Below are 24,835 nucleotides of genomic sequence, written 5' to 3'. Positions count from 1 at the left end.
GCGGGACAAGGCGAGACCCGGCAAGCGCCTCGGGGCCGAATCCGCCACTAAAGTCTAAATGTAATTATTTGACCTTGTTCGTAAATTGGCGCGGATAATCAGACCGCGAACGCGTGGTCCGCCACGCACCTGTCCACGTACCTGCAGGATGAAAGCGCCTGCCGGATCACAGTACCTGCCGGATGCCCACAAGGCGTCCTCATCGCTCCAGGGGCCCTAGATGATTACATTCATTGGATCGATCCTGCTATTGATAGCGGGCTACTTCACGTATGGCAAATTCGTGGAACGCGTATTCGTCACCGATCGCAAGCGACGCACGCCCGCGTTTACCATGCGCGACAACATCGACTACGTGCCAATGAATACGACGCGTAACTCGTTGATCCAGCTTCTCAATATCGCTGGCGTTGGCCCCATCTTCGGCCCGATCCTGGGCGCCCTTTACGGTCCGGTGGCGTTCATCTGGATCGTGATCGGCTGCATCTTTGCGGGCGCGGTGCATGACTATCTCACCGGCATGATCTCGATCCGTAATCACGGCGCTCACCTGCCGCAGCTGGCGGGCAAGTTCCTGGGCAAGGTGATGAAGCACGTCGTCAACGGTTTCGCCATCCTGCTGCTGCTGTTGGTCGGCACCGTTTTCGTCACCTCGCCGGCGGCGCTGCTGGCCAACATGACGCCGCTGTCGATCACGCTGATCACGATGGTGATCTTCGCCTACTATCTGCTGGCAACGCTGCTGCCGATCGACAAGGTGATCGGGCGCATCTATCCCTATTTCGGCGCGCTGTTGCTGTTCAGTGCGTTGGGTATCGGGCTCGGCATGATCTTCACCGGCGCGCCGATCCCCGAGCTCTCTTTCCAGAATATGCATCCACAGGGTGCTCCGATCTTCCCGCTGCTGTTCCTGACCATCTCCTGTGGTGCGCTCTCCGGTTTTCACGCCACCCAGACGCCGATCATTTCGCGGACGACAGAGAACGAGGGCAATGGCCGCAAGATCTTCTACGGCATGATGATCACCGAAGGCGTCATCGCGATGATCTGGGCGGCGGCTGCGATGAGCCTGTTCCATGGCGACCAGTCACTGTCCGACGTGCTCGCGGCCGGCGGCCCTGCCGCGGTGGTCAGTGAAGTGTCGACCACCATGCTCGGCGCCATCGGCGGAACGCTGGCAATTCTCGGTGTCATCGTGCTACCGATCACCTCGGGCGATACGGCTTTCCGCAGCGCGCGCATGATCATTGCCGACTACCTGAAGATCGACCAGCGTCCCATCGTCAAGCGCATATTCATCGCCGCACCGCTGTTCGTGGTTTCCTACGCGCTGACGCACATGGACTTCACGCTGCTGTGGCGCTACTTTTCCTGGGCCAACCAGACCACGGCGGTCATCGCCCTGTGGGTCGCCACCATGTATCTGGTACTGGCGCGCAAGCCGCACCTCATCACGTCGATTCCGGCGACCTTCATGACCATGGCGACCTTCACCTATCTGGCCTACGCGCCAATCGGGTTCGGTCTGTCGTTGCAGACCAGCTATGTCGTTGCCGCCATTGGCACGCTGATCTGCATCGCCCTGTTCATGAAGCGGGTGCGCCGCCTGAGCGGCGGCATCTTTGCCGTTGACGAGCCGGAAGTGCCGACCTACAAGAATGGTAAGGCGACCGGATTGCTGGCAACGAGTTTATTGTCGATATCGCGTTTTTGGTAAAGTCTCCCAAGCGCAATCAAACGGGCCCGTGCCAATGGCACGGGCCCGTTTCTTTTTGACTCCGCCGCTGCCGAAGCAGGGCGGACAGCGCTGGCACCGGCTCGGGTGTCCCGAGCCGGTCGCCGATCAGGAAGCCTGGTAGAGCTTGCCCAGTGCGGCGTTCAAGGTCCTGCTGGGGCGCATCGCCTCGCTGACCAGCTCGCCATTGGGGTGGAAGTAGCCCTTGATATCCACCGGCTTGCCTTGCACCGCGTTGAGCTCATCGACGATGGTGTTCTCGTTGTCGCCGAGCGTCCTGGCGATCTCCTCGAACAGTGACTTCAGCTCGCTGTCCTCGGTCTGGGCGGCCAGCTCTTTTGCCCAGTAAAGCGCCAGGTAGAAATGACTGCCACGATTGTCGAGTTCACCGACCTTGCGCTTGGGAGACTTGTCGCTGTCGAGGAATTCGCCGTTGGCCTTGTCCAGCGTCGCCGACAGGATTCGGGCACGAGCATTGTCGAAGGTGCTGCCGAGGTGTTCGAGGGAGGCCGCGAGCGCCAGGAATTCACCCAGCGAGTCCCAGCGCAGGTGGTTCTCTTCCAGGAACTGCTGGACGTGCTTGGGCGCGGAGCCGCCGGCACCGGTCTCGAACAGGCCGCCACCGTTCATCAGCGGAACGATGGAGAGCATCTTGGCGCTGGTGCCGAGTTCCATGATCGGGAACAGGTCGGTCAGGTAATCGCGCAGCACGTTGCCGGTGACGGAGATGGTGTCCTCGCCCTGACGGATACGCTCCAGCGAGACCTTCATCGCTTCGACCGGCGCCAGGATGCGGATGTCCAGACCGTCGGTGTCGTGATCCTTGAGATAGGTTTCGACCTTCTCGATCAACTTGGCATCGTGGGCCCGGTTGGCGTCGAGCCAGAAGATCGCCGGCGAGCCGCTTTCACGGGCGCGGGTGACGGCCAGCTTGACCCAGTCCTTGATCGGCGCGTCCTTGGTCTGACACATGCGCCAGATGTCGCCGGCTTCGACGTCATGGCTGAACAGCGTCTGGCCATTGTCGTCGGTGACGACCACGGTACCGTCGGCCGGGATCTGGAACGTCTTGTCGTGAGAGCCGTACTCTTCGGCTTTCTGGGCCATCAGGCCGACGTTGGGCACGCTGCCCATGGTGGTCGGATCGAAAGCGCCGTTCTTGCAGCAATCTTCGATCACCGTCTGGTAGATGGTGGCGTAGCAGCGGTCCGGAATGACCGCCTTGGCGTCATGCAACTGGTCGTCGGTTCCCCACATCTTGCCGGAGTCGCGGATCATCGCCGGCATGGAAGCGTCGATGATCACGTCGGACGGCACGTGCAGGTTGGTGATGCCCTTGTGGGAGTTGACCATCGCCAGCGAGGGACGCTCTTTATAGAGCGCTTCGATATCGCTCTTGATCGCGTCCTGCTGTTCGCTGGGAAGCGATTCGATCGAGCTGTATAGATCGCCGATGCCGCTGTTGGAGTTGAAGCCGGCTAGCTTGAGCGCATCGGCGTGCTTCTCGAGCACCTCCTTGTAGAACTCTTCGACCACGATGCCGAACATGATCGGGTCGGAGACCTTCATCATGGTCGCCTTCAAGTGCAGCGAGAACAGCACGTTGCGCTTCTTGGCGTCCTTGATTTCGCTGTCGATGAAGTGACGCAGACGACGGCTGCTCATGCTTGCGGCGTCGACGACTTCGCTCTCCTTGACCGCGAGACCGTCCGTCAGCGTGATGCGAGTGCCGTCTTTCTGCTGCAGTTCGATCTTGAGCTTGCCCGCCTTGGCGATCACGGCGGACTGCTCGCTGCCGTAGAAGTCGCCTTCGCTCATGTGAGCGACGTGAGACTGTGATTCGCTCGACCATTCGCCCATGCGGTGCGGGTACTTGCGGGCGTAGTTCTTGACCGACTTCGGCGCCCGACGATCGGAGTTGCCTTCACGCAGCACCGGATTGACCGCGCTGCCCTTGGCCTTGTCGTAGCTGGCCTTGATCGCCTTCTCTTCGTCGTTCTTCGGTTCTTCCGGATAGTCCGGCAGGGGATAGCCCTGGCTCTGCAGCTCCTTGATGGTCGCCTTGAGCTGAGGGCCTGAAGCGCTGATGTTGGGCAGCTTGATGATGTTGGCTTCCGGGGTGGTCGCCAGTTGCCCGAGCTCGGCCAGATCATCGCTGACGCGCTGGTCGTCGCCAAGCAGATCCGGGAACTGGGACAGTACGCGCGCCGCCAGCGAGATATCGCGAGTCTCGACCGTGATGCCGGCGGTGCCGGTAAAAGCTTCGATGATCGGTAGCAGCGAGTAGGTGGCCAGCGCGGGCGCTTCGTCGGTCAGGGTGTAGATGATCTTGGGCGTATTGGACATGTCTATTCGTTAACCTCTTTTTGGCAATGGCACGACGTATCGAGCATGGGTGAACACTCGAATGTGCGTCGCACTTCGTGCGGATTGATGCGTTGGCGCCGGGACGCCGGGCGGCTTTCGTCGGCTGATGCTCGCCACTCTCTTCGGCTCGCTCACAGGGCGCAATACACCTCGCTGGCGATTCCCGATATCGGAGAACGGTGACCAGCGAGGTCTGGAAATCGGTCGCGGCAGCGGTACTTTCAAGTTGTCGACAACCTGCGCTCGGCCAGAGTATACCAGCGCCGCGTGACCAACGCATTCGCGCGGCGCGCAGCGAAGCATGCCGGCTAGCCGAGAGAGACGATTTCCACCCAGTTGGTCTTGCTGCCGACCGGTGTGTCGCTGAGGTGCGTCAATGCTCCGCTCGCCGAGTCGATGCGATAGAGCGCCAGATGATCGCTCAGCTCGCCGGCTGCGATCAGATAGCGGCCGGTGGGATCGATCTCGAAGCCGCGCGGCTGCTTCACGGTCGGCTGATTGGCGACGAGATGCAGCTCGCCTGAGTCGGGGTCGGCGCGCAATATGCTCAAGGTGCTGCTGGTGCGCTCGGAAAGGTAAAGATGGCGACCGTCCGGGGTGATATGAAGATCGGCCGCCCACACACGTGGCGTATCGTCACCGGTGGGGATCTCTTCCCGAGGCATGCCCGGCGCCAGCTCGAGCGTATCCGGCAGGCCCTGGCTGACCGCGACTCGAGACAACGTGCCATCGTCGGCATCCAGCGCGAAGGTCGTTACCGTCGCGTCGAACTCCCCCAGCACGTAGACGAACCGACCATTGGGCGAGAAGACGAAGTGGCGCGGGCCGGTGCCACTGGCGGTGTCTGCGGCGGGCGTTTCATTGGGAACGAGGGCGCCGTCGGCAAAATGGAACTGGGCCACACGGTCGTCGCCCAGGTTGGTGGCGAACACGTGGTGATTGTCCGGCGTTGCCATGATCGCATGCGCCCGGCTGCCGGTTTCCAGCGTCTGGGTTGCGTCGCCGGCGACACCGTTGCCGTCGATAGGGCTGACGCTGACCAAGTTGCCGCCATAGGAGGCGGCCAGCAGATAACGTCCGGAGCGGTCGGTGGTGATGTAGGCCATGCTGCCGTAGAGCGCGCCGCTGCCGAGCGGGGTCAAGGCGCCCGTGCCCGCCTCGATACGGTAGCTCAGCACCCGCAGCGGGTCGCTGCGAATGGCGGCGTAGAGCGTCTGCCTGTCCGGACTCACGGCCAGCGGCATCACGTTCTCGGCCGCTTCGGTCGTGGCCAGCGGCAGCAACCGCTCGGTCTGGCGATCCAGGCGATAGCTGCCGATGGTGCCATCCCCTGCATTGGCAACGTAGACGACAGTATCGATCGAGGGCTCGGCTGGGTTCATGGGGCTTTCCTTGGGCGGTTGACGGTTGACGGTCGATGGGCGACCAGCGATCGAGGATAAACCTCCTTTCTAGCACCGGCGACTTGGTGACGTCGATTGCCGATAGGTCGATAGATCAATCGACGAATGAAGTTGCGGATCGTCAACCTGACGTTTTCAGACGGCTCTGCAGCAGCCTGAGAATGGCCCGTTCGTCCGGCCCGGTGAGCTTGTCATCGGTATCCAGCTCGGTCTCGACCAGCTTGCGAAAATGGTCCAGTGTCCGGCCGTCGAGATAGCTTTCCACCACGCGCGGATCGATGTAGCTCGCCTTGGCGATGCTCGGCGTGTTGCCCAGCGTCTTGGCGACCCGCTCGATCGCCTGGCGCACGTTGCTCTGGCTGACCTTGTCGTTGTCGCCGGGGCCGAGCTCCTCCAGTGCCAGCGCGGCAATCGACGTGCCGGCCCAGGTACGAAAATCCTTGGCGCTGAAACGCTCGCCCATGACCTCGTGGATGTAATCGTTGAGATCGTGACTGTCGACTCTCACCTTGCGGCCGTCTTCGTCGAAGTACTTGAAGATTTCGTAGCCAGGGATGTCATCGAGCTCGCCGACGATCCTGGCCAGGCGCTCATCCTCGACCACGCGATGCTGATGCTGGCCACTCTTGCCCTGATAATCGAAAACCAGCTCGTCGCCGTCGATGGTCAGGTGTTTGGAGCGCATGGTGGTCAGGCCATAGGATTCGTTCTCTTCCCGGTAGCGCTCGCTCCCGGGGCGAAAGTAGGCGCTGTCGATCAGCCTCACCATGCAGGCGAGCACCTTCTCTCGAGGCATTCCCTCGAGGGTGAGATGCTGGCCGGTGACGCGACGCATGGGGGTCAGGCGGCGGGCGAATTCGACGATCCGGTCGAACTTGAGAATCTCGCGCTTTTCGCGCCATTCGGCGTTGTAGATGTACTGCTTGCGTCCGGCGCTGTCGCGGCCGGTGGCATGAATATGGTGGCGTTTGTCGAGCACGATTTCGACATCGCGCCAGGCAGGTGGAATCGCGAGCGACCGGATCCAGTCGCGCCAGGCGTCATCGCTCAGCGTGGTCCCGTCCGGTGTACGGTAAGTGAAGCCCTTGCCGCGACGATGGCGGGTCACCACCCGTGGGGGCGTCTTGGTCATGGCAAGCTCCTTTTGCCCAAACCGATTGTCGTTGCTGTCCGTCATCATGATGAACAGGTTCGATCAGAATAGACCAGCCTCGGCAAAAGGCTCGTCGATAGCCCGTTTGGCGTAGACTGAGGGTGATTCAGTCCAGGGATGGGAACCGTATGTTAATGGGGCGCTTTCAATGGGTGTGGCGTCAGCTGCGCCGCTCTTTGTGGTACCGCGCGACGCTCTTTTCGTTGGGCGGCGTGGTCACGGCACTGGTCGCCTGGCTGGTGACGCCCTGGCTGGACGTGCCGTCGGTGGTCAGCATTGGCGCCCGCGCGGTGGACAGCATTCTCAATATCATCGCCTCGAGCATGCTGGCGGTGACCACGTTTTCGCTCGGCGCGATGGTGACGGCCTACGGTTCGGCGACCAGTAACGTCAGTCCGCGAGCCAACCTTCTGCTGATCGAGGACCGCGTGACACAGAACACGCTGGCAACCTTCATCGGCGCGTTCCTGTTCAGTCTGGTCGGAATCATTGCACTGGCGGCCGGCATCTACGACGAGGATGGCCGGACACTGCTGTTCGCCGCGACGCTCGTCGTCATCGTGATGACGGTCTACCAGTTGATCAAGTGGGCCGGATATCTGACTCGGCTGGGTCGGGTGCGAGACACCATCGACAAAGTGGAAACGGCGGCCAGGAAAGCGCTCGAAGGGCGCATGGATCAACCCTATCTGGGTGGCCAGGCGATGCCTTCCACGGTGCCGGAAGGGCTCGAGCCGGTTCGTGCCGGCAAGGTGGGTTATCTTCAGCACATCGACATGCCGCTACTGGATTCGCTGGCCGAGGATCTGGGACATGCCATCTACGTGCAGGCATTGCCGGGGACGTTCCTCGACATGACCAAAGTGCTGGCGTCGACGCCCACGCTGGACGAGACGCGTGCCGAGAAGATTGCCGAGGCCTTCACGATCAGTCCGTCGCGGCGTTTCGAGGAGGATCCGCGATTCGGCATCATCGTGCTGGCGGAGGTGGCGTCGAGAGCGTTATCGCCGGGAATCAACGACCCCGGTACGGCGATCGACATCATCGGCTGCGGCGTTCGGGTGCTGACGCCGTGGGTACGGCATGCCGAGGGCGGTATCGACGAGTCGGACCAGCCGGTCCGGCATGTGTATGTCGAGGCGTTACAAACGAAAGACCTGTTCGAGGATTTCTTCACTCCCATCGCTCGCGACGGCGCCGCGACGGTAGAGGTCGGCATTCGCCTGCAGAAGGCACTGAGTGCGCTGGGGGCGATCGGGGACAACCGCGTCAAGCGCCTCGTCGACGAACATCGTGAACGGCTCGTCAAGCGCTTCGATATCGGGCTGACGCTGGAAGAGGACCGTCAACGTGTGAAGGCGGCGCGGACGGCATGAACCGGTTCCGACGCGATGGCGGACAGCATTCGAACGGCGACGCCGAACGAACAGGGCCGGCGGTCAGCCGGCCCTGTTAAAAAAGCCCACCCTGGCTGTCAAAGAGCCATTGCGGGCTTCGGCACACTGTCGCGGGATGACTCAGTTCAATCCGAGCAGGCCGCGCAGCGTCGACAGATCCTCGGCGAGGACCGTTACCGGACCCGTCAAGGCGCGACGGTCGGCATCGCTGACCTCGTCATAGGATTCGAACCCCGCCTCGGGATCGTCGGGATCCAGGCGGTAGTCGGCCAGCGTCTCTTCCACGTCGTCGAAATTGTCCTCGACGCGCGCCACGAAATCGGCGTCTTCCTGGGCCGCCAGCGGCCTGAACAGCTCGAAGATTTCGCGAGCGCCATCGACGTTGCCCTGAAAGTCCCATAGATCGGTGCGGCTGTAACGATCCTCTTCACCGGAGATCTTGGTCGCTGCGACCTCTTCCATCAGTGCGGCAGCGCCGCCAACGACGGTTTCCGGCGGAAAAGTCAGCGCCTGAACGCGGCTGTCCAACTCCTCGACGTCGGCCATGAGGCCTTGCGCATAGGTCTTCATGCCATCGGTGCTGGCGTCGTGGAACAGCCCGTACTCCAGACGATGGAAACCGGTGAAATCGGGATCCTCGACCCCTTGTTCGTAGTCGTCTTCGCGAGCATCGATGCTGACGTCGAGATCGGCGAACAGCTCGGCGATCGGCTCGATGCGCTCGTAGTACACCCGCGTGGGGGCATAGAGCGCCTTGGCCTTCGCCAAGTCACCGGCTTCGATCGCGGCGGTGAAATCCTCGGTATGCGTGACCAGTTGCTCCAGATTGTCCAGGACATACAGCTTGTAGTCGGCGACGGGGCCGACCAGCGCCTCCGGTGCCACGGCAGCCTGCGCGGTGGCGGTCACCGACAGCAGGCCGAGGGTGCCTGCCGCGATCCAGGTTTTCGATGTCTTGCAGGGTTTCGGTATTTTCATTGTGAGGCTCCATTGAATGATCCGGGTGCCAGTCGGCGGTCGTGAATCCACGGCCCGTCTTCGCGAGCGATGTCGTCTTCCAAAAATCGAATTGGCTCAAGCGGTCGCCGCCAGCAGGCTGCGCCCCAGGTAATCGTTATCGTCTCTTGCGCCAGGCAAGACGAAGAAATAGCCACCGCCCACCGGCTTGATGTACTCCTCCAGCGGTTCACCATCCAGGCGACGCTGGACAGTAATGAAACCGGCTTCCAGATCGGCCTGGAAACAGAGGAACAAAAGGCCCATGTCCAGCTGTCCGTTGGCCTCGACGCCGTTGGAGTAATTGAACGGTCGCCGCAGGATGCGATTTTTCTCAGTGGCGGGCGTGCGAGGATTGGCCAGGCGGATATGCGCGTCGAGCGGGGTGATCTTGCCCTCCGGATCCAGCGTGTAATCGGGCACGTCCTGCTCCCTGCCTTCCGCGGCGCCGTCGGAAAGCGGCGCGCCGCTCATCTTGCGCCGGCCGAAGATCGTCTCCTGCTCATTCAACGGGGTACGATCCCAGCGTTCGACGAAATTGCGGATGATGCGCGCCGCGAGGTAACTGCCGCCTTGTGCCCAGGCCGGCTCGTCATGATCCCGACCGACCCACACCAGCTCATCCATCAGCGCCTCGTCGTCGCCGTCGGGATTGGCGGAGCCGTCGCGGAAGCCGAGGAAGTTGCGGGCACTGCCATCGATATCGCCCGGCGCGGGCGGCAGCAGCGGTACGGTGCCTTCCTGCTTCCAGCGCACCATCAGCAGTCCCGGCGTGTTCTTGATGATGTCGCGCAGGGCGTGATAGCCGGTATCCAGCGTGTTGGCGCAGATCTGCAGCGCGAGGTCGCCATGACAGCGGGCGGCGTCCAGGGCGTCGTTGGGAAAACCTCCCATGCGCTGCAGGCGTTTCGGCCGGGCACTCGCCAGACCGTAGCGTTCGTCGAACAGGGAGTCGCCGACCGCGACGGTCACGGTCAACCCGTCAGGGGCGATCACGGGACCCAGAGTGCCGGAGTCCGGCGGCGGGAACAGCGGATCGCGTTCGGGTATCCTGCCGCCCTGGGTCAGAAAGGCGATGCGCTCGGTCAGAACCCTCATCAGTTTTTCGAGGTCGTCCCGATCTCGCGCCAGTACGTCGAACGCCACCAGCATGCCGGTCGCGGGGCGGGGTGTGACGATGCCCTGCTGATGCTCGCCGTGAAAGGGGTAGCGCAGCTCGGCATCCTGTTGCTGCGGCGCGCTGGTGACATCTTCGCCGTGTCCGGTGGCGGCCAATGCCCGGGCCGGACAGGCTCCACCGAGACCGGTGAACCCTAGACCCAGTCCCAGGCCAGTCAAGCTGGCGCCCTTGAGAAAACGGCGGCGCTCGGCGTGGGCGGGCGACGGGGGATCCGTTGGCGGATGACCTGCCTGCCGGTCGTCTGCCTGCTGAGGCTTTGTCTTTTGAGGCTTTGTCTTTTGAGACTTTGTCTTTTGAGACGTCGTCTGCTGACACGCTGTCTGCAGAGTGGTGAAAGGGCAGCGTGAAGAACGATCTGATTGGCTCATAAGCGGTGACCTGACCGGTGTCGATTAACCTTCCAGAGTGAGAGCTTGGTTGATGCCGGCGAGCGACTTGGCCACGGCATCGGTCGCCCGCAGCAGGCCATCGGCGTCGCCTTGCCCCGATGTCGATGATCCGGACGCGGTCGGGAGTTCCTGCTGCAGCGAATTCAGCTGGGTCTGGAGCGTCTGCAAGGTATCGGGAGACTGACGCTCCAGCAGCGGCGAGAGCAACGAGACGATCTTGTTGGCGCCTTCCGTCAGTGCCACGAGATCGTCGAGATCACGCTCCCCGATGGTGCGGCCGTCACGGTGATGGTCGAGCCACGTCTCGAGCACGCGAGCGGTGCCGTCGGCCAGCTGCGCGGGAGGAATCGATGCACTCTTGAGTCGAGCGGCAAGCGTGTCCACATCCGTGACCAGCCGGTCGGCAACCGCGTTCAACCCGGCAGTGCTTTCATCGGTGAACAGGCCCTCGGCAAGCCGATGGAAGCCGACGAATTCAGGGTCCTCACCGCGTTTCTCGAAATCGTCGGCATGAGCGTTGAGACGCTGATCGAGATCGCTGTAAAGACCGATCGGCATGGCCAGATGCAGATCGATACGACGCGCCTGGCGGAACGCCTGGCGGGCCGCCTCGAGGTCATCGGTGGCGATGGCATCGCGCAGGTCGCCGGCGCTGGCCTGCAGCTTTCGCAGCTGCAGGGTGGTATAGACGCGATATTCCGCCAATGGCCCGATGAAGGCGGTCGCCGGAAGTGGCGAAGCTTCGGCGTCCGACTCGCTGGCCCTGACATGCAGCGCACCCTGCGGGTTGCTGAGCAGGCCGCAGGTCATCACGTAGTCGCCGGCTTTCAGCGTGGCGGTCAGCGGCTGACGCAATCCGGGCGCGATATTCTCGCGCTCCGCGAGCACCATCACGCCGTCGATGATCTCCCATTCGATGGCGCGGTCGGACTGGTTGACCACGGTGAAGGTGCGTCGTCCGGCGGCGACTTCCAGTTGATCGGGCTGACAGCCGGTGGCGGTGACGTTGACGATGTAATCACTGTCGCCGACGGGCTGAACGGCCTTCAGCGAGAGCGTAAAAACGCCCAGCGCGACGATCATCAGGAACAGGGAAAGCACCAGGCCCAGGCGCATGGCGCGCGGTGATGGCGGGGCAAGTTGAGCGGTCCGGGTCATGGGTCAGCCTCGTTCCTGCCGGGAAGACGCCGGCGCCGTTACGTAGGCTCGCGCCGAGGGCGTGCGTAACAGCCACAGCGCAACGAGCAGATAGCCGAGGTATGCCACGACCTCGCTGACGGTCGGCGCTGGCTGATAGCCGAAGATGCCGGAGAACAGCGAACCCAACGGCGTATCCAGCGGCAGGCTATCGCTCAGGTCGAAAACCACTTGCTGAGCATGGTTCCAGAGTCCCGCTTCATGCAGCGCGCGGACGGACCCCGAAAGCAGCCCGGCGGCGACCAGCAGAATGAACAGACCGGTGGCCCGGAAGAAGTGCCCCAGCGGTAACCGCAGGCTGCCGCGGTAGAGTGCCAGACCGATGAGCGCGGCCAGGCCCAGACCGAGGAGTGCCCCCAGTGGTGCATGAGCGCCGTGACTCTGCTGAAAGACCGCCAGCAGAAAGAAGATCGATTCCAGCCCTTCGCGCGCCACGGCGAGAAATACCATCGCGATCAGCGCGTAGGTGTGCCGCCGACCGCTGCGGAACGCCTGGTCGAGCGCCTGTGTCAGCTCGTCGCGCATACCGCGAGCGGCGCGGCGCATCCACAGCACCATCCAGGTCAGAACGCCGACGGCGAAGAAGCCCACTATCGCTTCGAACAGCTCCTGCTGGCGCTGCGGGAACTCCGCGCTCGCAAACTGCAGCCCGGCGCCGACGAACAGGGCGAAGGAGACCGCCAGAAAAATGCCGATCCACACCGCAGGCATCCAGGCGGCGCGACCGGTCTGGCGTAGATAGCTGGCAATGATGCCGACGACGAGAGCGGCTTCCAGCCCCTCTCTCAGCATGATCAGAAACGGTACCAACATGGCAGAAATCCCACGGTGGGTCGCTGCGAACGACGAGGCGACAAGGGTAACGGTAACGCTGTGAATGATACTCGTTATCACCTCCGGCCGGTAACAATTTTTCACGTTCTGCTCGAATCGCGACACCGCTGCAGCGTGGGGGGATAGTTTGTTCTAAAAACGACATCGAGGTGCCTAATGACGATGACGATGTCGCGCAGAGATAAAAACGCATGCGTCGTACCGTCACAGGGATTACAGTCGAATCAGACCGAAAAGACGCAAGGACAGTCGGATAACGGTCGCTGTCAGGAGCTGTCCAGCGCTGATGAATCGCCATGGACCGAGAGCGACAGACGCCAGGGAACCGTAATAACAATAACCACCGTTATATCCTTGGAGGAGAAGTGAAATGGCAATCTATCCCCCTCAAGGCGCCGCCCGAAAAGGCGCTGCGCCTGAGCCCCAGACACTCGGTTTTCTGCTGCTGGAAGACTTCACCCTGATCTCGCTCGCCTCGGCGATCGAGCCGTTGCGCATGGCCAACCAGCTCGCCGGCCGCGAACTCTACCGCTGGTACGTGATGACGATGGACGGGGCGCCGGTGAGAGCCAGCGACGGCATGCAGGTGACGCCGGACGCCAGCGCTCACGCGCCGTTGAGACTCGACTGGCTGGTAGTATGTGGCGGCGTCGCGCCGCAGCGCTCCGTTACGCCGGCATTGCTGACCTGGCTGCAGAGCCGTCAACGCCAGCTACGGCGAATCGGTTCGGTGTGTACCGGTAGCTGGGCGCTGGCTCAGGCCGGCCTGCTGAATGGTTACGATGCCAGCATCCATTGGGAGTGTCTGGCCGCGATTCAGGAAGCCTATCCGCGCACGGCCTGGAGCACGCGGCTGTTCTCGATTGATCGCGATCGCTTCACCGCTTCCGGGGGGACCGCGCCGCTGGACATGATGCTCAATCTGATCGGGCGCGATCACGGTCGGGAGCTGTCGGCGGCCATCTCCGAGATGTTCATCTACGAACGGGTGCGGGGCGAGGAAGATCAGCAGCGGGTGCCGCTCAAGCATGTGCTGGGCACCACGCAGCCCAAGCTGCTGGAAATCGTGGCGTTGATGGAAGCCAATATCGAGGAGCCTATCGAGCTCGACGAACTGGCGAACTACGTCGACGTCTCCCGGCGCCAGCTGGAACGCCTGTTCCAGCGTCATCTCCACTGTTCGCCGTCGCGCTACTATCTCAAGCTGCGACTGACGCGAGCGCGGCAGCTGCTCAAGCAGACGCCGCTGCCGATCATCGAAATCGCCTCAGCCTGCGGTTTCGTCTCCACGCCGCATTTCTCGAAATGCTACCGGGAGTTTTTCGGTACGCCACCGCGTGAGGATCGCGGCGAGACGCTGAAGATTCGAAGGCTGGAGCCGGCGATAATCCCGCTGGCGGGCAGCGAACCGCTGATGCAGTCCAGCAGCGCCACCGTCGCCTTGAGCCATGCTCGGGGAGAGCCGACCTACGCCAGCATCGCGCTGGGCTGAAAGCGGTGGATCGGAACGCTATCGATCGGGCGGCCCCAGAGCCGCCCGATGTCGTTTCGCCCGCGTCACCTAGACGACCATTCTGGTCGCAACGACCATCAGCCCGAAAGTGAATACGCCAGCCACCACCGGCCAACCCAACGAGCGTGTCCGCCGCCACACCGCGAGCGTCACACCGAGTCCGATGACCGTCGCCAGCCAACCGGGGACATCGGCAGTCCGTGGCACCAGCGACACGCCCAGCACCGCGGCGATCATCATCGGGCCCAGAATCACCAGCCACTTCGGCAGTGCATCGACAGGGCCGTCGTCATCGGTACGCGTCAGTCGCCGCTGTATCCACAGCAGTGGCAGCAGCCGGAGCAGATAGGTGCCCAAAGCGGCGATGATCATGGCGATCCAGAGTGAGAGGCTCATGGGCGTCCTCCCCGGGTGGGCCCGGCCGTCTCCGGCAGGCGGATCATGTAGAAGCAGAGCGCGCCGCAGGCGGCTGCCAGCGGAATCCCGATATTGGTCAATCCCGTCAACGTGCAGAGCAGAGCGATGGCAATGGTGACAACGAGTGCGGCCGCCCAGCGCCGCGAGGTGAATCGCGGCACGATCAATACCAGAAACAGCGCCGGCAGCGCGAAGGGCATCACTTCGCCGAGCAACGGCCAGCGGCTCGTCAGCCATTCCCCGGCGACCGCGCCCAGCAGGGAGCCTGCGATCCAGCTGAGCCAGGCGAGCATGGCCGCACCGAAGAACCAGCCGACACGCCGGGATGCCGGCAACTGGGGCAAACGGCTGTGGGCCAGGGCGAAGACCTGATCGGTCAGACCGTGCATCAGCCACGGCCACCAGCGGCTCTGCGGCAGCCAAGGGGCGATGTTGGGGGCGTAGACGACATGGCGCACGTTGATCAGCAGGGTCATCGCCACGGTCAGCCACAGCGGAGAGCCGCTGGCGATCATGCCGACGAACAGGAACTGCGAGGCCCCGGCGTAGATCAGGGCCGAGATCGCCAGGGTTTCGGCGGTACTGAAGCCGGCCTGGGTGGAGATCAGGCCAAACGAGACGGCCACCGGGATGTAGCCGCCCAGCAGGGGCATCGCCTCGCGCACGCCTGTCAGCCATCCGCTGGACTGGCGCGATGGTTCGATATCGGACATTCGGTCTGTCTTCCCTGGCAGAGACGGTAGTGAGCAGCGGATCTGAACGTTCTATCCAACGCGCCCGCGTGCGTCAATCTCGCTTCGCATCGTCGGCACCGCCGGCTCGCGCTGTCGCGTACAGGACATTGAAGGTGGCGCAATCGGAACACTCGGATTCGCTTTCGGTCGTCGGGTGAGGCGAGCGCGGGGATATGCTGCGCGGAACGCTCGTCTTCTGGTCTCCGGTCGCACCATCCGACGCCGCGACGGCCTGAAAGGCGCACAAACCAAGGAGGAGTTCCGCATGCCGACGTCAACGCTCCACGACGACGCCATCATCATCGATGGCCTGATCATCGCCAAATGGGATCGTGCCCTGTTCGAGGATATGCGCAAGGGAGGGCTGACGGCCGCCAACTGCACCGTTTCGGTATGGGAGGACTTCGAATCCACCGTCGACAACATCGTTGGCGTCAATCAGTTGATGCGTGACAACGCCGAGCTGGTGCGTCCGGTGCATACCACCCGTGATATCACTCGCGCCAAGGAGGAGGGCAAGACCGGCATCATCCTGGGTTTCCAGAATGCCTACGCCTTCGAGGATAAACTGGGTTACATCGAGATATTCAAGAAGCTCGGTGTCGGGATTACCCAGCTCTGCTACAACACCCAGAATCTGGTCGGCACCGGCTGCTACGAGCGCGACGGTGGGCTCTCCGGCTACGGGCGCGAAGTGATCGCCGAGATGAATCGGGTCGGGATGATGTGCGATCTCTCTCACGTCGGCTCCAAGACCTCGGAAGAAGTCATCCTCGAGTCGAAAAAACCGGTCTGCTACTCCCACTGCCTGCCTACCGGACTCAAGGAACATCCCCGCAACAAGCGTGACGACGAGCTCAAGTTCATCGCCGATCACGGCGGTTTCGTCGGCGTCACCATGTTCACCCCGTTCCTGCGTGCCGGCGTCAACGCCACGATCGAGGATTACGTCGAAGCGATCGTCTACATCATGAATATCGTCGGCGAAGACGCCATCGGCATCGGTACTGACTTCACCCAGGGCCAGGACGAAGCCTTCTTCGAGTGGCTGACCCACGACAAGGGCTACGCGCGCCGCCTGACCCGCTTCGGCGAGATCATCAATCCCAAGGGCATCCGCACCATCGGCGAGTTCCCCAACCTGACTCAGGCGCTGCTGGACCACGGACTCTCCGAGCCGGTGGTGCGCAAGATCATGGGAGAGAACTGGGTGCGGACACTACGCGACGTCTGGGGCGAATAAGCCGGCTCCTCGAGCGTCTTGGAAGGTTTGGCTCGTGCCAAAGAACAATTCTTGAGGTAACCGAAATGACCCAAATAGCCCCGGAACTGCCGATCGACGTGGACAGCGATACTGGTGTCTGGACGACCGATGCACTGCCGATGCTCTACGTGCCGCGGCACTTCTTCATCAACAACCATACGGCCGTCGAGCAAGCGCTGGGCGTCGAGACTTACGCGAGGATCCTCTACGACGCCGGCTACAAGTCGGCCTGGTTCTGGTGCGAGAAGGAAGCCGAGCTGCATGGCATCGAGGGTGTCGAAGTGTTCGAGCACTACATGAACCGATTGTCCCAGCGGGGCTGGGGTAAGTTCGTCACCGAGGCGATCGAGCTCGACGCGGGAACCGCTCGAGTACGCCTTGAGCACTCCTGTTTCGTCTACCAGCTCGGCAAGACCGGCAAGCGCGAGGAGTACATGTTCACCGGCTGGTTTGCCGGCGCGATGGATCAGATTCTCGAAGCGCGCGGTAGCGACGTTCGCACTCGCGCCGAGCAGACTCAGAGCGGTGCTGAAGACGGCTGTGACGTGGGCTATTTCCAGGTCTCTCCACGCTGAAAGCGATCTGTTCGCACATGACAAACCCTGAATTCGTGATGGTCGAGATCGATACGGAGCGCCGCTGACAAGCCGTTTTCGTGCCGTCTCCTGAGAGGTGATTGCGATGGCTCACGAAGCCCTGTTCAAGCCGATCCAGATCGGCAAGCTGACCATTCGCAACCGGGTCGTCAGCACGGCGCATGCCGAGGTCTACGCCACCGACGGCGGCATGACCACGGAGCGTTACGTCAAATACTACGAAGAGAAGTCGAAGGGCGGTTGCGGGCTCTGCATCTGCGGTGGCTCCTCGCCGGTCTCCATCGACAGCCCTCAGCAGTGGTGGAGTTCGGTCAATGTCTCGACCGACCGCATCATTCCCCACTTCCAGAATCTCGCCGATGCCGTTCACAGGCACGGTGGCAAGATCATGATCCAGATCACCCACATGGGGCGGCGCTCGCGCTGGGACGGTCACCACTGGTCGACGCTGCTGTCGCCGTCGGGTATTCGTGAGCCGGTTCATCGCGCCACCTGCAAGACCATTGAAGAGGAGGAGATCTGGCGCATCATCGGCGACTTCGCCCAGGGCGCACGTCGGGTCAAGGAGGGTGGGCTCGACGGCTGCGAACTCTCCGCCGTGCATCAGCACCTGATCGACCAGTTCTGGAGCCCGCGCGTCAACAAGCGTACCGACCAGTGGGGTGGCAGCTTCGAAAATCGCATGCGCTTCGGCATGGAGGTGCTCAAGGCGGTCCGGGCCGAGGTCGGTGACGACTTCTGCGTCGGCATGCGCATCTGTGGTGACGAATTTCACCCCGACGGGCTCTCTCAGGATGACATGAAGCAGATCGCGACCTATTACGACGCGACCGGCATGGTCGACTTCTTCGGCGTCGTCGGTTCCGGTTGCGATACCCACGACACGCTGGCCAACGTCATTCCCAACATGTCCTATCCGCCGGAACCGTTTCTCCATCTGGCGGCCGGGATCAAGGAAGCGGTCTCGGTGCCGGTCATCCACGCTCAGAACATCAAGGATCCGACCCAGGCCGAACGCATCCTCGAGGGCGGCTACGTCGACCTGGTGGGGATGACCCGCGCGCACATCGCCGACCCGCACATCATCGCCAAGATCAAGGCGGGGCAGACCGACCAGATCCGCCAGTGCGTCGGTGCCAACTACTGCATCGATCGCCAGTACCAGGGGCTCGACGTGCTCTGCATCCAGAATGCGGCGACCTCGCGGGAGTACATGGGCCTGCCGCACATTATCGAGAAGACGACGGGGTCCAAGCGCAAGGTCGTGGTGGTCGGCGGCGGTCCCGGCGGCATGGAGGCAGCGCGCGTGGCGGCGGAGCGCGGACACGACGTCATCCTGTTCGAGGCCGAGCCGCAGCTCGGCGGGCAGATCACGCTGGCGGCCAAGGCGCCGCAGCGCGACCAGATTGCCGGGATCACGCGCTGGTACGAGATGGAGCTGGCGCGCCTTGGCGTCGATGTCCAGCTCGAGACCCGCGCCGACGATTCGATGATCCGCGATCTGCAGCCTGACGTGGTCGTGCTGGCCAACGGCGGCCATCCCTTCCTCGAACAGGTGCCGGAGTGGGGCTACTCGGACAATCCTGACGAGAGCCTGGTGGTCAGCAGCTGGGACATCCTGTCGGGCAAGGTCGAGCCCGCCAGCAACGTGCTGGTCTACGACACCATGTGCGAATTCAGCGGCATGTCGACCGCCGACTACTGTGCCAGCAAGGGCTCGACGGTGGAGATCGTCACCGACGACACCAAGCCCGGCGTGGCGATTGGCGGCACCACCTTCCCGACCTACTACCGCAGCCTCTATCAGCAGTCGGTGGTGATGACCGGCGATCTGGGGTTGCACAAGGTCTATCGCGAAGGCGACAAGCTGGTGGCGCTGTTCGAGAACGAGTACACCGGCGAGCACGAGGAGCGGGTGGTCGATCAGGTGGTGATCGAGAACGGCGTGCGTCCGGACGAGTCGCTCTACTATGCGCTCAAGGAGCGTTCGCGCAACAAGGGGCAGATCGATCTCGAGGCGCTCTACGCGGCGACGGCGCAGCCGACACTGGCCGGGAGCGGCGATTTCGCGCTGTTCCGGATCGGTGACTGCGTGGCGCAGCGGAATACGCACGCGGCGATCTATGATGCGCTCCGCCTCTGCAAGGATTTGTGAGGGGAACGGACTGCCCTCGACGAGTCGGCGGTGAATGGCTCGTCGCCATGCTCATGGACAGATACGTCCACTCCGCTGGCTGCTCACAATTCGCCTGGGCTACGCGCCCCGGTCGTGGCATCGCTCGTAGCCGTCCCATGGCGAAGGTGGGCGGCAGGACATAGCTGGCTGCAAGCGTCGATATGACCGGCACCAGCGGCTTTTTCGGAGAAGCACCATGTTGCAGACGCTACTCCCCATTCTGATCTTTGCGGCGCTGGCGCTGGGTGCGGCGGGCGCGGTACGTCGTATTCGGCTGTGGCGCCAGGGCCAGCGCACGCCGATGGTATGGCGCCGGCTGTTGCTGATGCCCAGACGCTATCTCAACGATCTGCACCACATCGTCGCTCGCGACAAGGCGATGGCGCACACCCACGTGGCGACCGCCGGGGGCTTCGCCGCCGCCATGGCGCTGGCGCTGGTGGTGCATGGCTTCGGCTGGCGCAATCCGATTCTCGGCGGGCTGCTGCTGGCGGCGAGCGCGGTCATGTTCGTTGGCGCGCTGGCGGTCAATCGCCGGCGCCTGAATTCGCCCACCCGGCCCTTCCCCAGGAAGCTGTCAAGAGGCCCGTGGCAGCGACTTTCCAAGAGCCTGATCGCCTACTCGGTGGGCATGTTCCTGGTGAGCCTGCCGATCGTCGGTTTCACCCCAGAGAATCTGGTCGGCGTCGCGCCGAACGTCCTCGGCGGCGGCGTGCTGGCGATCGTGCTCGCCGCCGTGCTGGTCTGGGGGCTGCTGGAGATGTTGGTCGGCATGGGCTGGGGCGGGCCGATGAAGCACGCCTTCGCCGGTTCCTTCCATCTGGCCTTCCACCGGCGCCCCGAGCGGTTCGATGATCATCATCCGGACGCGTCCCCGAAAAAGACACATGACGTCCATCGCGGCAGCCGCTCCACCGCGCTCTTCCCGCTGGACCTCACGGCGAAGACGCTGGGCGTTGAGAAGCCCGCCGATTTCCAATGGGAGCAGCTGCTGGGATTCGATGCCTGCGTCCAGTGCGGCCGCTGCCAGAGCGTCTGCCCGGCCTATGCCGCCGGCCAGCCGCTCAACCCCAAGAAGCTGATCCAGGACATGGTCGTGGGCATGGCCGGCGGCAGCGATGCCCGCTACGCCGGCTCCGGGCATCCACAACAAGCGGGCGGCATCGATGTCGGCAAGCCCGGTTTTGGACACCACAGGGGCGGCCCCTCCGATGCCATTGTGCCGCAACTGGTGGAGGCGCAGACCCTGTGGGCGTGCACCACCTGCCGCGCCTGCGTCGAGGAGTGTCCGATGATGATCGAACACGTCGATGCCATCGTCGACATGCGCCGCTTCATCACCCTGGAGCGGGGCGAGACCCCGGAGAAGGGCGCCGCGGCGATCGACAACCTGATTGCCACCGATAACCCCGGCGGGCTCGACAACGCCTCGCGGCTCGACTGGGCGGCGGATCTGGAGATTCCGCGTATTCAGGATCGCCCCGAGGGGGTCGACGTGCTGCTGTGGCTGGGAGACGGCGCCTTCGATATGCGCAACCAGCGTACGCTGCGCTCGCTGGTGAAGATCCTGCGTGCCGGCGGCGTCGATTTCGCCGTGCTCGGCGAGGAAGAACGCGACAGCGGCGACGTGGCCCGACGGCTGGGGGATGAAGCGACGTTCCAGCGGCTCGCCGAGCGCAATATCGCCACACTCTCACGCTATCGCTTTGCCCGCATCGTCACTGCCGACCCGCACAGCTTCCATGTGCTGGGACGCGAATACGGTGCCTTTGGCGGGGATTACGTCGTCAGGCACCATTCGACCTTCATCGCCGAGCTCTTCGACGGCGGCCGCCTCAGCGTGGCAGCCCCGGCGCAGGCCGAGACCGTCACCTATCACGATCCCTGCTATCTGGGCCGTTACAACGGTGAATTCGCTGCCCCCCGGCAGGTGCTCGCCGCACTCGGCGTCGACGTTGTCGAGATGGAGCGCTCCGGCTATCGCTCGCGCTGTTGCGGTGGCGGTGGCGGGGCTGCGCTCTCCGACGTACCCGGCCGCGCGCGAATTCCCGACATGCGCATGGAGGACGTGCGTACTACCGGCGCGACCACCGTTGCCGTCGCCTGCCCGCAGTGCACTGCAATGCTCGAAGGCGTGGTCGAACCGCGACCGCGGATTCTGGATCTCGCCGAACTGGTTGCCGAGGCGCTGGTGGAACCGGCTCCGGCCGTGCCTGAGACGAGCACTTCCAGCCCGAGTCGCGAGGAGGAACCGGCATGAGTGTCAGACGACTCGACCCCCACGCCGAACGCGCCCGACGCAATCGGCTGCACGCCCGTCATCTCGAATTCGCTCGTCCGGCGTGGCGCTGGACCAGCGTCGACGGCGTGACCCGGATCAATCCCCACGCCCTGGGCGCGATCGGCCCCAACGGCATCAAGCGAATCGACCGCAGCGGTGCCTCGGTAGAGACAAGTGCCGCCGGGGGGCCGCAGACCAGCGCCGAACCCGTACGCCGCCGGATCACGATCGACGACCCTGCAGGCTACATCCTCGTCGTGCCGGAACTGCCCGAGGGGCGGCTTGGCGATCACGACCGCGACCTGTTCGGCCTCGCCCGTCAGCTCGCCGACGGAACCGATCTGGCGGTGACGGCGGTCACGTTCCGGAGCGACGTCGACGGATTCGAGGAGGCCGGGGCCGATCGCATCATGGATTTATCCGAGGACATCGAGGGGCGCTACGACCCGGAATCGCGGCTGGCGGCGCTAGTTGAAGTGGAGGACATGCTCGCACCGCGGCACTGGATCTTCGCCGATTCGCTGCCCGACGGCGGAGACCTGGGGCGACGTCTGTCGGCGCGTCTGTCGGCGCGTCTCTCGAGTCGGGGCGAGAGTCGGGGCGCGGAAGACCCGCCCCCGGCCACGAGGGTGTGGCAGTTCGCCGATGGCAAGACGCGTTCTCGGGCGGGGGATCGTCTGGATATCCTGCGCGACGTGCCACGCGTGCTGCTGGCGTTGCCCGAGTGCGCCGAGCCGGTCAGCGAGACGCGTCACGAGGCGAGGGCCATCGTGTTGGAGCCCGTAGCTCGAACGAGCGAGGAAACGGGCGACGAAAACCGGCCATCCGGCGTGATCGATCGAGGCCGGGTGACGGTGGACCCGCAGCAGATTCCGTTGGCCCAGGCACCGTTCATTCTCTCTGCCGGGCGTGGTATCTCGGACTGGGAGGGCTACCATCACGCCGCCCGGGTGCTGGGGGCCAGCGAAGGCGCTTCTCGTGTCGCCGTCGACGACGGCAACATGCCACGGGCGCGGCAAGTCGGTGCCACCGGCACCTTCGTGTCCGCGAGCTGCTATATCGCGGTGGGAATCTCCGGTGCGGTTCAGCACCTCCAGGGCATTGCTCGATGCCAGCGAGTGATCGCGATCAACAGCGATCCCAGCTGCGACATGGTCAAACGCGCCGACCTGGCGATCATCGCCGATGGCGACGCGCTGCTGGCGGCCGTTTGCGAACGCCTTGGCCAGCCGAGGATCGCGTCCGCACCGGCGGATCAATGGCACGCTGAGGAGTCCCGACATGTCGCCGCGTGAATCGACCGTTTCGCCGAAGACGGTGGCGCTGGTTTCGAGTGGCCGTCACCCGGTCTCCGGGCGCGCCGGCCGCGCGCGCGAAGACGCCCGCGCCGTCGAGATGGGGCTGGCGCTGGTCGGCGCCGAACTCGCGCTGGGACACGCCGGCGATCCTCAGGATGCCTCGCTGCAAGCGTGCCTGAAAGAATACCTGGGGATGTTCCACGGGCTCGACGACGATCGCGGCGGAAGGCTGTCGCTGCTGGCCATGAGCGCCGAGGATGACGCCGTGCCACGTCTTGCGGCCTGGCTCGAGCAGAGCGGTGTGCGGTTGGCCCTCACCGGCCAGCGCGCCGAGTGCGGCGAAGGTTCGGGCATGGTCGGGTATCTCCTGGCCGAGCGGCTGGGCTGGTCGATCGCCACCGGCGTCGCCGCCATCGAGCACTGCGATGATCACAGCGTGACCGTGCTGCAGGCGCTACCGCAGGGCCAGCGTCGGCGACTCGAGATTCGTCTGCCGTGTCTGATCGCCGTGGACTCCGTCGCCGATGCCCCGCGGCAGAGCGCCTTCGGCCCGGCGCGGCGCGGCAGGATCGAGCTCGTCACCGATCTCGCATTGGCGAGCGAGGCGCGGGTCGATGCCGCCAGGCGCGATTGGCAATGGGAGCCGGCACGGGCGCGGCCCAAGCGTCTCAAGGTGGTGAAGTCGACCAATGCCCGCGACCGCTTCCGTGCCGCCGCGGCCAAGTCGTCGGCATCGAATGGGCAGGTGTTGACCGATCTCACGTCGGAGGAGGCGGCCGACAAGCTGATCGCGTATCTACGTGCCGAGAAGGTGCTCGCTCCGGGCGATCAGTAATCCATCAGCTTCGGTAGCCGTTGCGACAGCGGCTGCCCGCCGAGCACGATGCGGGCCGGATCGACGGGGTGAAACGCGCCGTCGCGGTAGATTTGGGCTTTCCCGCTGTCGAAAGTCACGATCGGCGCCAGATCGGTACGGCGCGATTGCGGCAGCATCATCGGGGTCAGGTTGTCCAGAATCAGATGGCTGCCGTCGTCCCGTCGATAACGCAGCACGGCATGATAAGTCGGTGTCAGCTTGTCATCGGCGGCGAGGAAATCGAGCCGATTCGCTGATGTGCCGGCATCGATCAGAATCTGATATTTGGCAATGGCGAAATCCTCGCAATCGCCATATTGATCCCGAACCAACCGGTCGAAACCTTTCCAGGTGTCGATCTTCTCGAACTGCTGGCGGGCGGCGTTATTGACCACGCGGTTGACGAAGGCGAGCCTCGCCTCGCCTCGATAGCCTCGCGCTGCTTCCACGAACTGCGTGCGCGTGAGCGAGATGGCCGTCGCCGTTGGATCATCCCAGTAGACAAAGCTCGCTGCGTGCGATGCCACGGCATGCAGTCCGATCGCCGCCAGCACGACGATGCGAACGAGCTGGCGCTGAACCCGATGAGAAAGACAGTTCGAAAACATGGCACTCCATGAGTGACGTTGAATATCTCGAAACCGACAGATCGACGATTCGCGTATCGACGACGGCCCACCGGTTGAGATAAAGATTGGCGTTGCGAGATGTATTTTAGCGGTGTGATGCGTGGTGAACGCCAATAACGTCGAACGGGAGGTAGAGCATGATGATCGTCGATCTCATCGATGGCGAGGATTTTCGCCAGCGATTGATCTCGCTGGGCGTGCGTATTCCAGAAGAGGCGTGTCCCGAAACCTGCGCCAGACTGGCGGCCGGTTGCCACCGCGCCAAGGGTGTCGAAGGCCTGGAGTCCGCCATCCGTGAGCTGATGCAGCATACCGATGTGATGTTGCCCTCGGTCCGGGAGGCGATAGAGCGCCATCTGCTGCCCGTGTTCAGCGCTGTCTGAACGACGGGAAATGCCGGGTGGCGTCAGCGAGAGACAG

The 24,835-nt window shown here is 63.5% G+C and carries 20 protein-coding genes; 10 read left to right on the top strand and 10 right to left on the bottom strand.

Translation table 11 applies throughout. The annotated features are described in order from the left end of the window. The first annotated feature begins 220 nt into the window (after positions 1-220). Positions 221-1,717 (top strand): carbon starvation protein A, encoded by a 1,497-nt coding sequence (locus tag DOM36_RS09225; protein WP_232823779.1) that lies wholly within the window; start codon positions 221-223, stop codon positions 1,715-1,717. A 126-nt stretch (positions 1,718-1,843) separates the two neighbouring features. Here the strand turns inward: DOM36_RS09225 and DOM36_RS09220 are convergent, their stop codons facing one another. The 3 genes from DOM36_RS09220 to DOM36_RS09210 form a co-directional block, all read right to left on the bottom strand. Beyond that, complete coding sequence (locus DOM36_RS09220; protein WP_110642836.1) at positions 1,844-4,081, bottom strand: NADP-dependent isocitrate dehydrogenase; 2,238 nt, start codon at positions 4,079-4,081, stop codon at positions 1,844-1,846. A 329-nt stretch (positions 4,082-4,410) separates the two neighbouring features. Next, on the bottom strand, positions 4,411-5,484 hold the full coding sequence (locus DOM36_RS09215) for a beta-propeller fold lactonase family protein (RefSeq protein ID WP_110642834.1): 1,074 nt from the start codon (positions 5,482-5,484) through the stop codon (positions 4,411-4,413). Between the two features lie 142 nt (positions 5,485-5,626). Next, entirely contained in the window at positions 5,627-6,637 is a 1,011-nt protein-coding gene (locus DOM36_RS09210; protein ID WP_110642832.1) for a DNA topoisomerase IB, read from the bottom strand. 149 nt (positions 6,638-6,786) lie between these two features. On the opposite strand from DOM36_RS09210, the gene DOM36_RS09205 reads away from it, so the two are divergent. After that, the gene (locus tag DOM36_RS09205) at positions 6,787-8,034 is read left to right on the top strand and encodes a DUF2254 domain-containing protein (RefSeq protein WP_075570405.1); all 1,248 of its coding nucleotides are present in this window, start codon (positions 6,787-6,789) and stop codon (positions 8,032-8,034) included. Positions 8,035-8,175: 141 nt separating this feature from the next. Here DOM36_RS09205 and efeO (DOM36_RS09200) read toward each other — a convergent pair whose 3' ends face one another. The 4 genes from efeO (DOM36_RS09200) to efeU all read right to left on the bottom strand — a co-directional run bounded on the left by efeO (DOM36_RS09200) (position 8,176) and on the right by efeU (position 12,630). Further along, positions 8,176-9,033 (bottom strand): iron uptake system protein EfeO, encoded by an 858-nt coding sequence (gene efeO, locus DOM36_RS09200; RefSeq protein WP_110642830.1) that lies wholly within the window; start codon positions 9,031-9,033, stop codon positions 8,176-8,178. Positions 9,034-9,129: 96 nt separating this feature from the next. Then, a complete protein-coding gene (efeB, locus tag DOM36_RS09195) occupies positions 9,130-10,599 on the bottom strand; it encodes an iron uptake transporter deferrochelatase/peroxidase subunit (RefSeq protein ID WP_110642828.1) in 1,470 nt (489 codons plus the stop codon). 24 nt (positions 10,600-10,623) lie between these two features. Next, complete coding sequence (gene efeO, locus DOM36_RS09190; protein WP_110642826.1) at positions 10,624-11,778, bottom strand: iron uptake system protein EfeO; 1,155 nt, start codon at positions 11,776-11,778, stop codon at positions 10,624-10,626. Between the two features lie 3 nt (positions 11,779-11,781). Further along, the gene (efeU, locus tag DOM36_RS09185) at positions 11,782-12,630 is read right to left on the bottom strand and encodes an iron uptake transporter permease EfeU (RefSeq protein WP_110642824.1); all 849 of its coding nucleotides are present in this window, start codon (positions 12,628-12,630) and stop codon (positions 11,782-11,784) included. A gap of 391 nt (positions 12,631-13,021) precedes the next feature. On the opposite strand from efeU, the gene DOM36_RS09175 reads away from it, so the two are divergent. Next, positions 13,022-14,143 (top strand): GlxA family transcriptional regulator, encoded by a 1,122-nt coding sequence (locus tag DOM36_RS09175; RefSeq protein ID WP_075570399.1) that lies wholly within the window; start codon positions 13,022-13,024, stop codon positions 14,141-14,143. 69 nt (positions 14,144-14,212) lie between these two features. Here the strand turns inward: DOM36_RS09175 and DOM36_RS09170 are convergent, their stop codons facing one another. Together DOM36_RS09170 and DOM36_RS09165 are read right to left on the bottom strand one after the other, a co-directional pair. After that, positions 14,213-14,560 carry an AzlD domain-containing protein gene (locus DOM36_RS09170; protein WP_075570398.1) on the bottom strand — a complete coding sequence of 116 codons (348 nt, stop codon included), beginning with the start codon at positions 14,558-14,560 and terminating at the stop codon, positions 14,213-14,215. Then, positions 14,557-15,294, bottom strand: a complete 738-nt coding sequence (locus DOM36_RS09165; protein WP_110642822.1) for an AzlC family ABC transporter permease — start codon at positions 15,292-15,294, stop codon at positions 14,557-14,559. The genes DOM36_RS09170 and DOM36_RS09165 overlap by 4 nt, the downstream gene beginning before the upstream one ends. A gap of 286 nt (positions 15,295-15,580) precedes the next feature. Here DOM36_RS09165 and DOM36_RS09160 point away from each other — a divergent pair, with 286 nt between their 5' ends. The 6 genes from DOM36_RS09160 to DOM36_RS09135 all read left to right on the top strand — a co-directional run bounded on the left by DOM36_RS09160 (position 15,581) and on the right by DOM36_RS09135 (position 23,765). Continuing rightward, positions 15,581-16,558, top strand: coding sequence for a dipeptidase (locus DOM36_RS09160; RefSeq protein ID WP_075570396.1), 978 nt, complete (start codon positions 15,581-15,583; stop codon positions 16,556-16,558). A gap of 65 nt (positions 16,559-16,623) precedes the next feature. After that, complete coding sequence (locus tag DOM36_RS09155) at positions 16,624-17,154, top strand: DUF5943 domain-containing protein (protein ID WP_075570395.1); 531 nt, start codon at positions 16,624-16,626, stop codon at positions 17,152-17,154. Between the two features lie 106 nt (positions 17,155-17,260). Further along, positions 17,261-19,330, top strand: a complete 2,070-nt coding sequence (gene dgcA, locus DOM36_RS09150) for a dimethylglycine demethylation protein DgcA (RefSeq protein WP_110642820.1) — start codon at positions 17,261-17,263, stop codon at positions 19,328-19,330. A 217-nt stretch (positions 19,331-19,547) separates the two neighbouring features. Beyond that, complete coding sequence (locus DOM36_RS09145) at positions 19,548-21,611, top strand: (Fe-S)-binding protein (protein WP_110642818.1); 2,064 nt, start codon at positions 19,548-19,550, stop codon at positions 21,609-21,611. Beyond that, positions 21,608-22,927, top strand: coding sequence for an electron transfer flavoprotein subunit alpha/FixB family protein (locus DOM36_RS09140; RefSeq protein ID WP_110642816.1), 1,320 nt, complete (start codon positions 21,608-21,610; stop codon positions 22,925-22,927). Before DOM36_RS09145 ends, DOM36_RS09140 begins: the two co-directional genes overlap by 4 nt. Then, positions 22,914-23,765 (top strand): electron transfer flavoprotein subunit beta, encoded by an 852-nt coding sequence (locus tag DOM36_RS09135; RefSeq protein WP_110642814.1) that lies wholly within the window; start codon positions 22,914-22,916, stop codon positions 23,763-23,765. Before DOM36_RS09140 ends, DOM36_RS09135 begins: the two co-directional genes overlap by 14 nt. Here the strand turns inward: DOM36_RS09135 and DOM36_RS09130 are convergent. Next, complete coding sequence (locus tag DOM36_RS09130) at positions 23,759-24,394, bottom strand: transglutaminase-like cysteine peptidase (protein ID WP_110642812.1); 636 nt, start codon at positions 24,392-24,394, stop codon at positions 23,759-23,761. The genes DOM36_RS09135 and DOM36_RS09130 overlap by 7 nt on opposite strands. A 158-nt stretch (positions 24,395-24,552) precedes the next feature. On the opposite strand from DOM36_RS09130, the gene DOM36_RS09125 reads away from it, so the two are divergent. Continuing rightward, positions 24,553-24,798: a hypothetical protein gene (locus DOM36_RS09125; RefSeq protein ID WP_110642810.1), complete on the top strand. Its 246-nt coding sequence runs from the start codon at positions 24,553-24,555 to the stop codon at positions 24,796-24,798. Positions 24,799-24,835 lie beyond the last annotated feature (37 nt).

The sequence above is a fragment of the Salinicola sp. CPA57 genome (assembly GCF_003206035.1).
GTDB lineage: Bacteria > Pseudomonadota > Gammaproteobacteria > Pseudomonadales > Halomonadaceae > Salinicola > Salinicola socius.
Note: the sequence above shows the minus strand (reverse complement) of the source record. Positions and strands in the feature narration are given on the sequence as shown.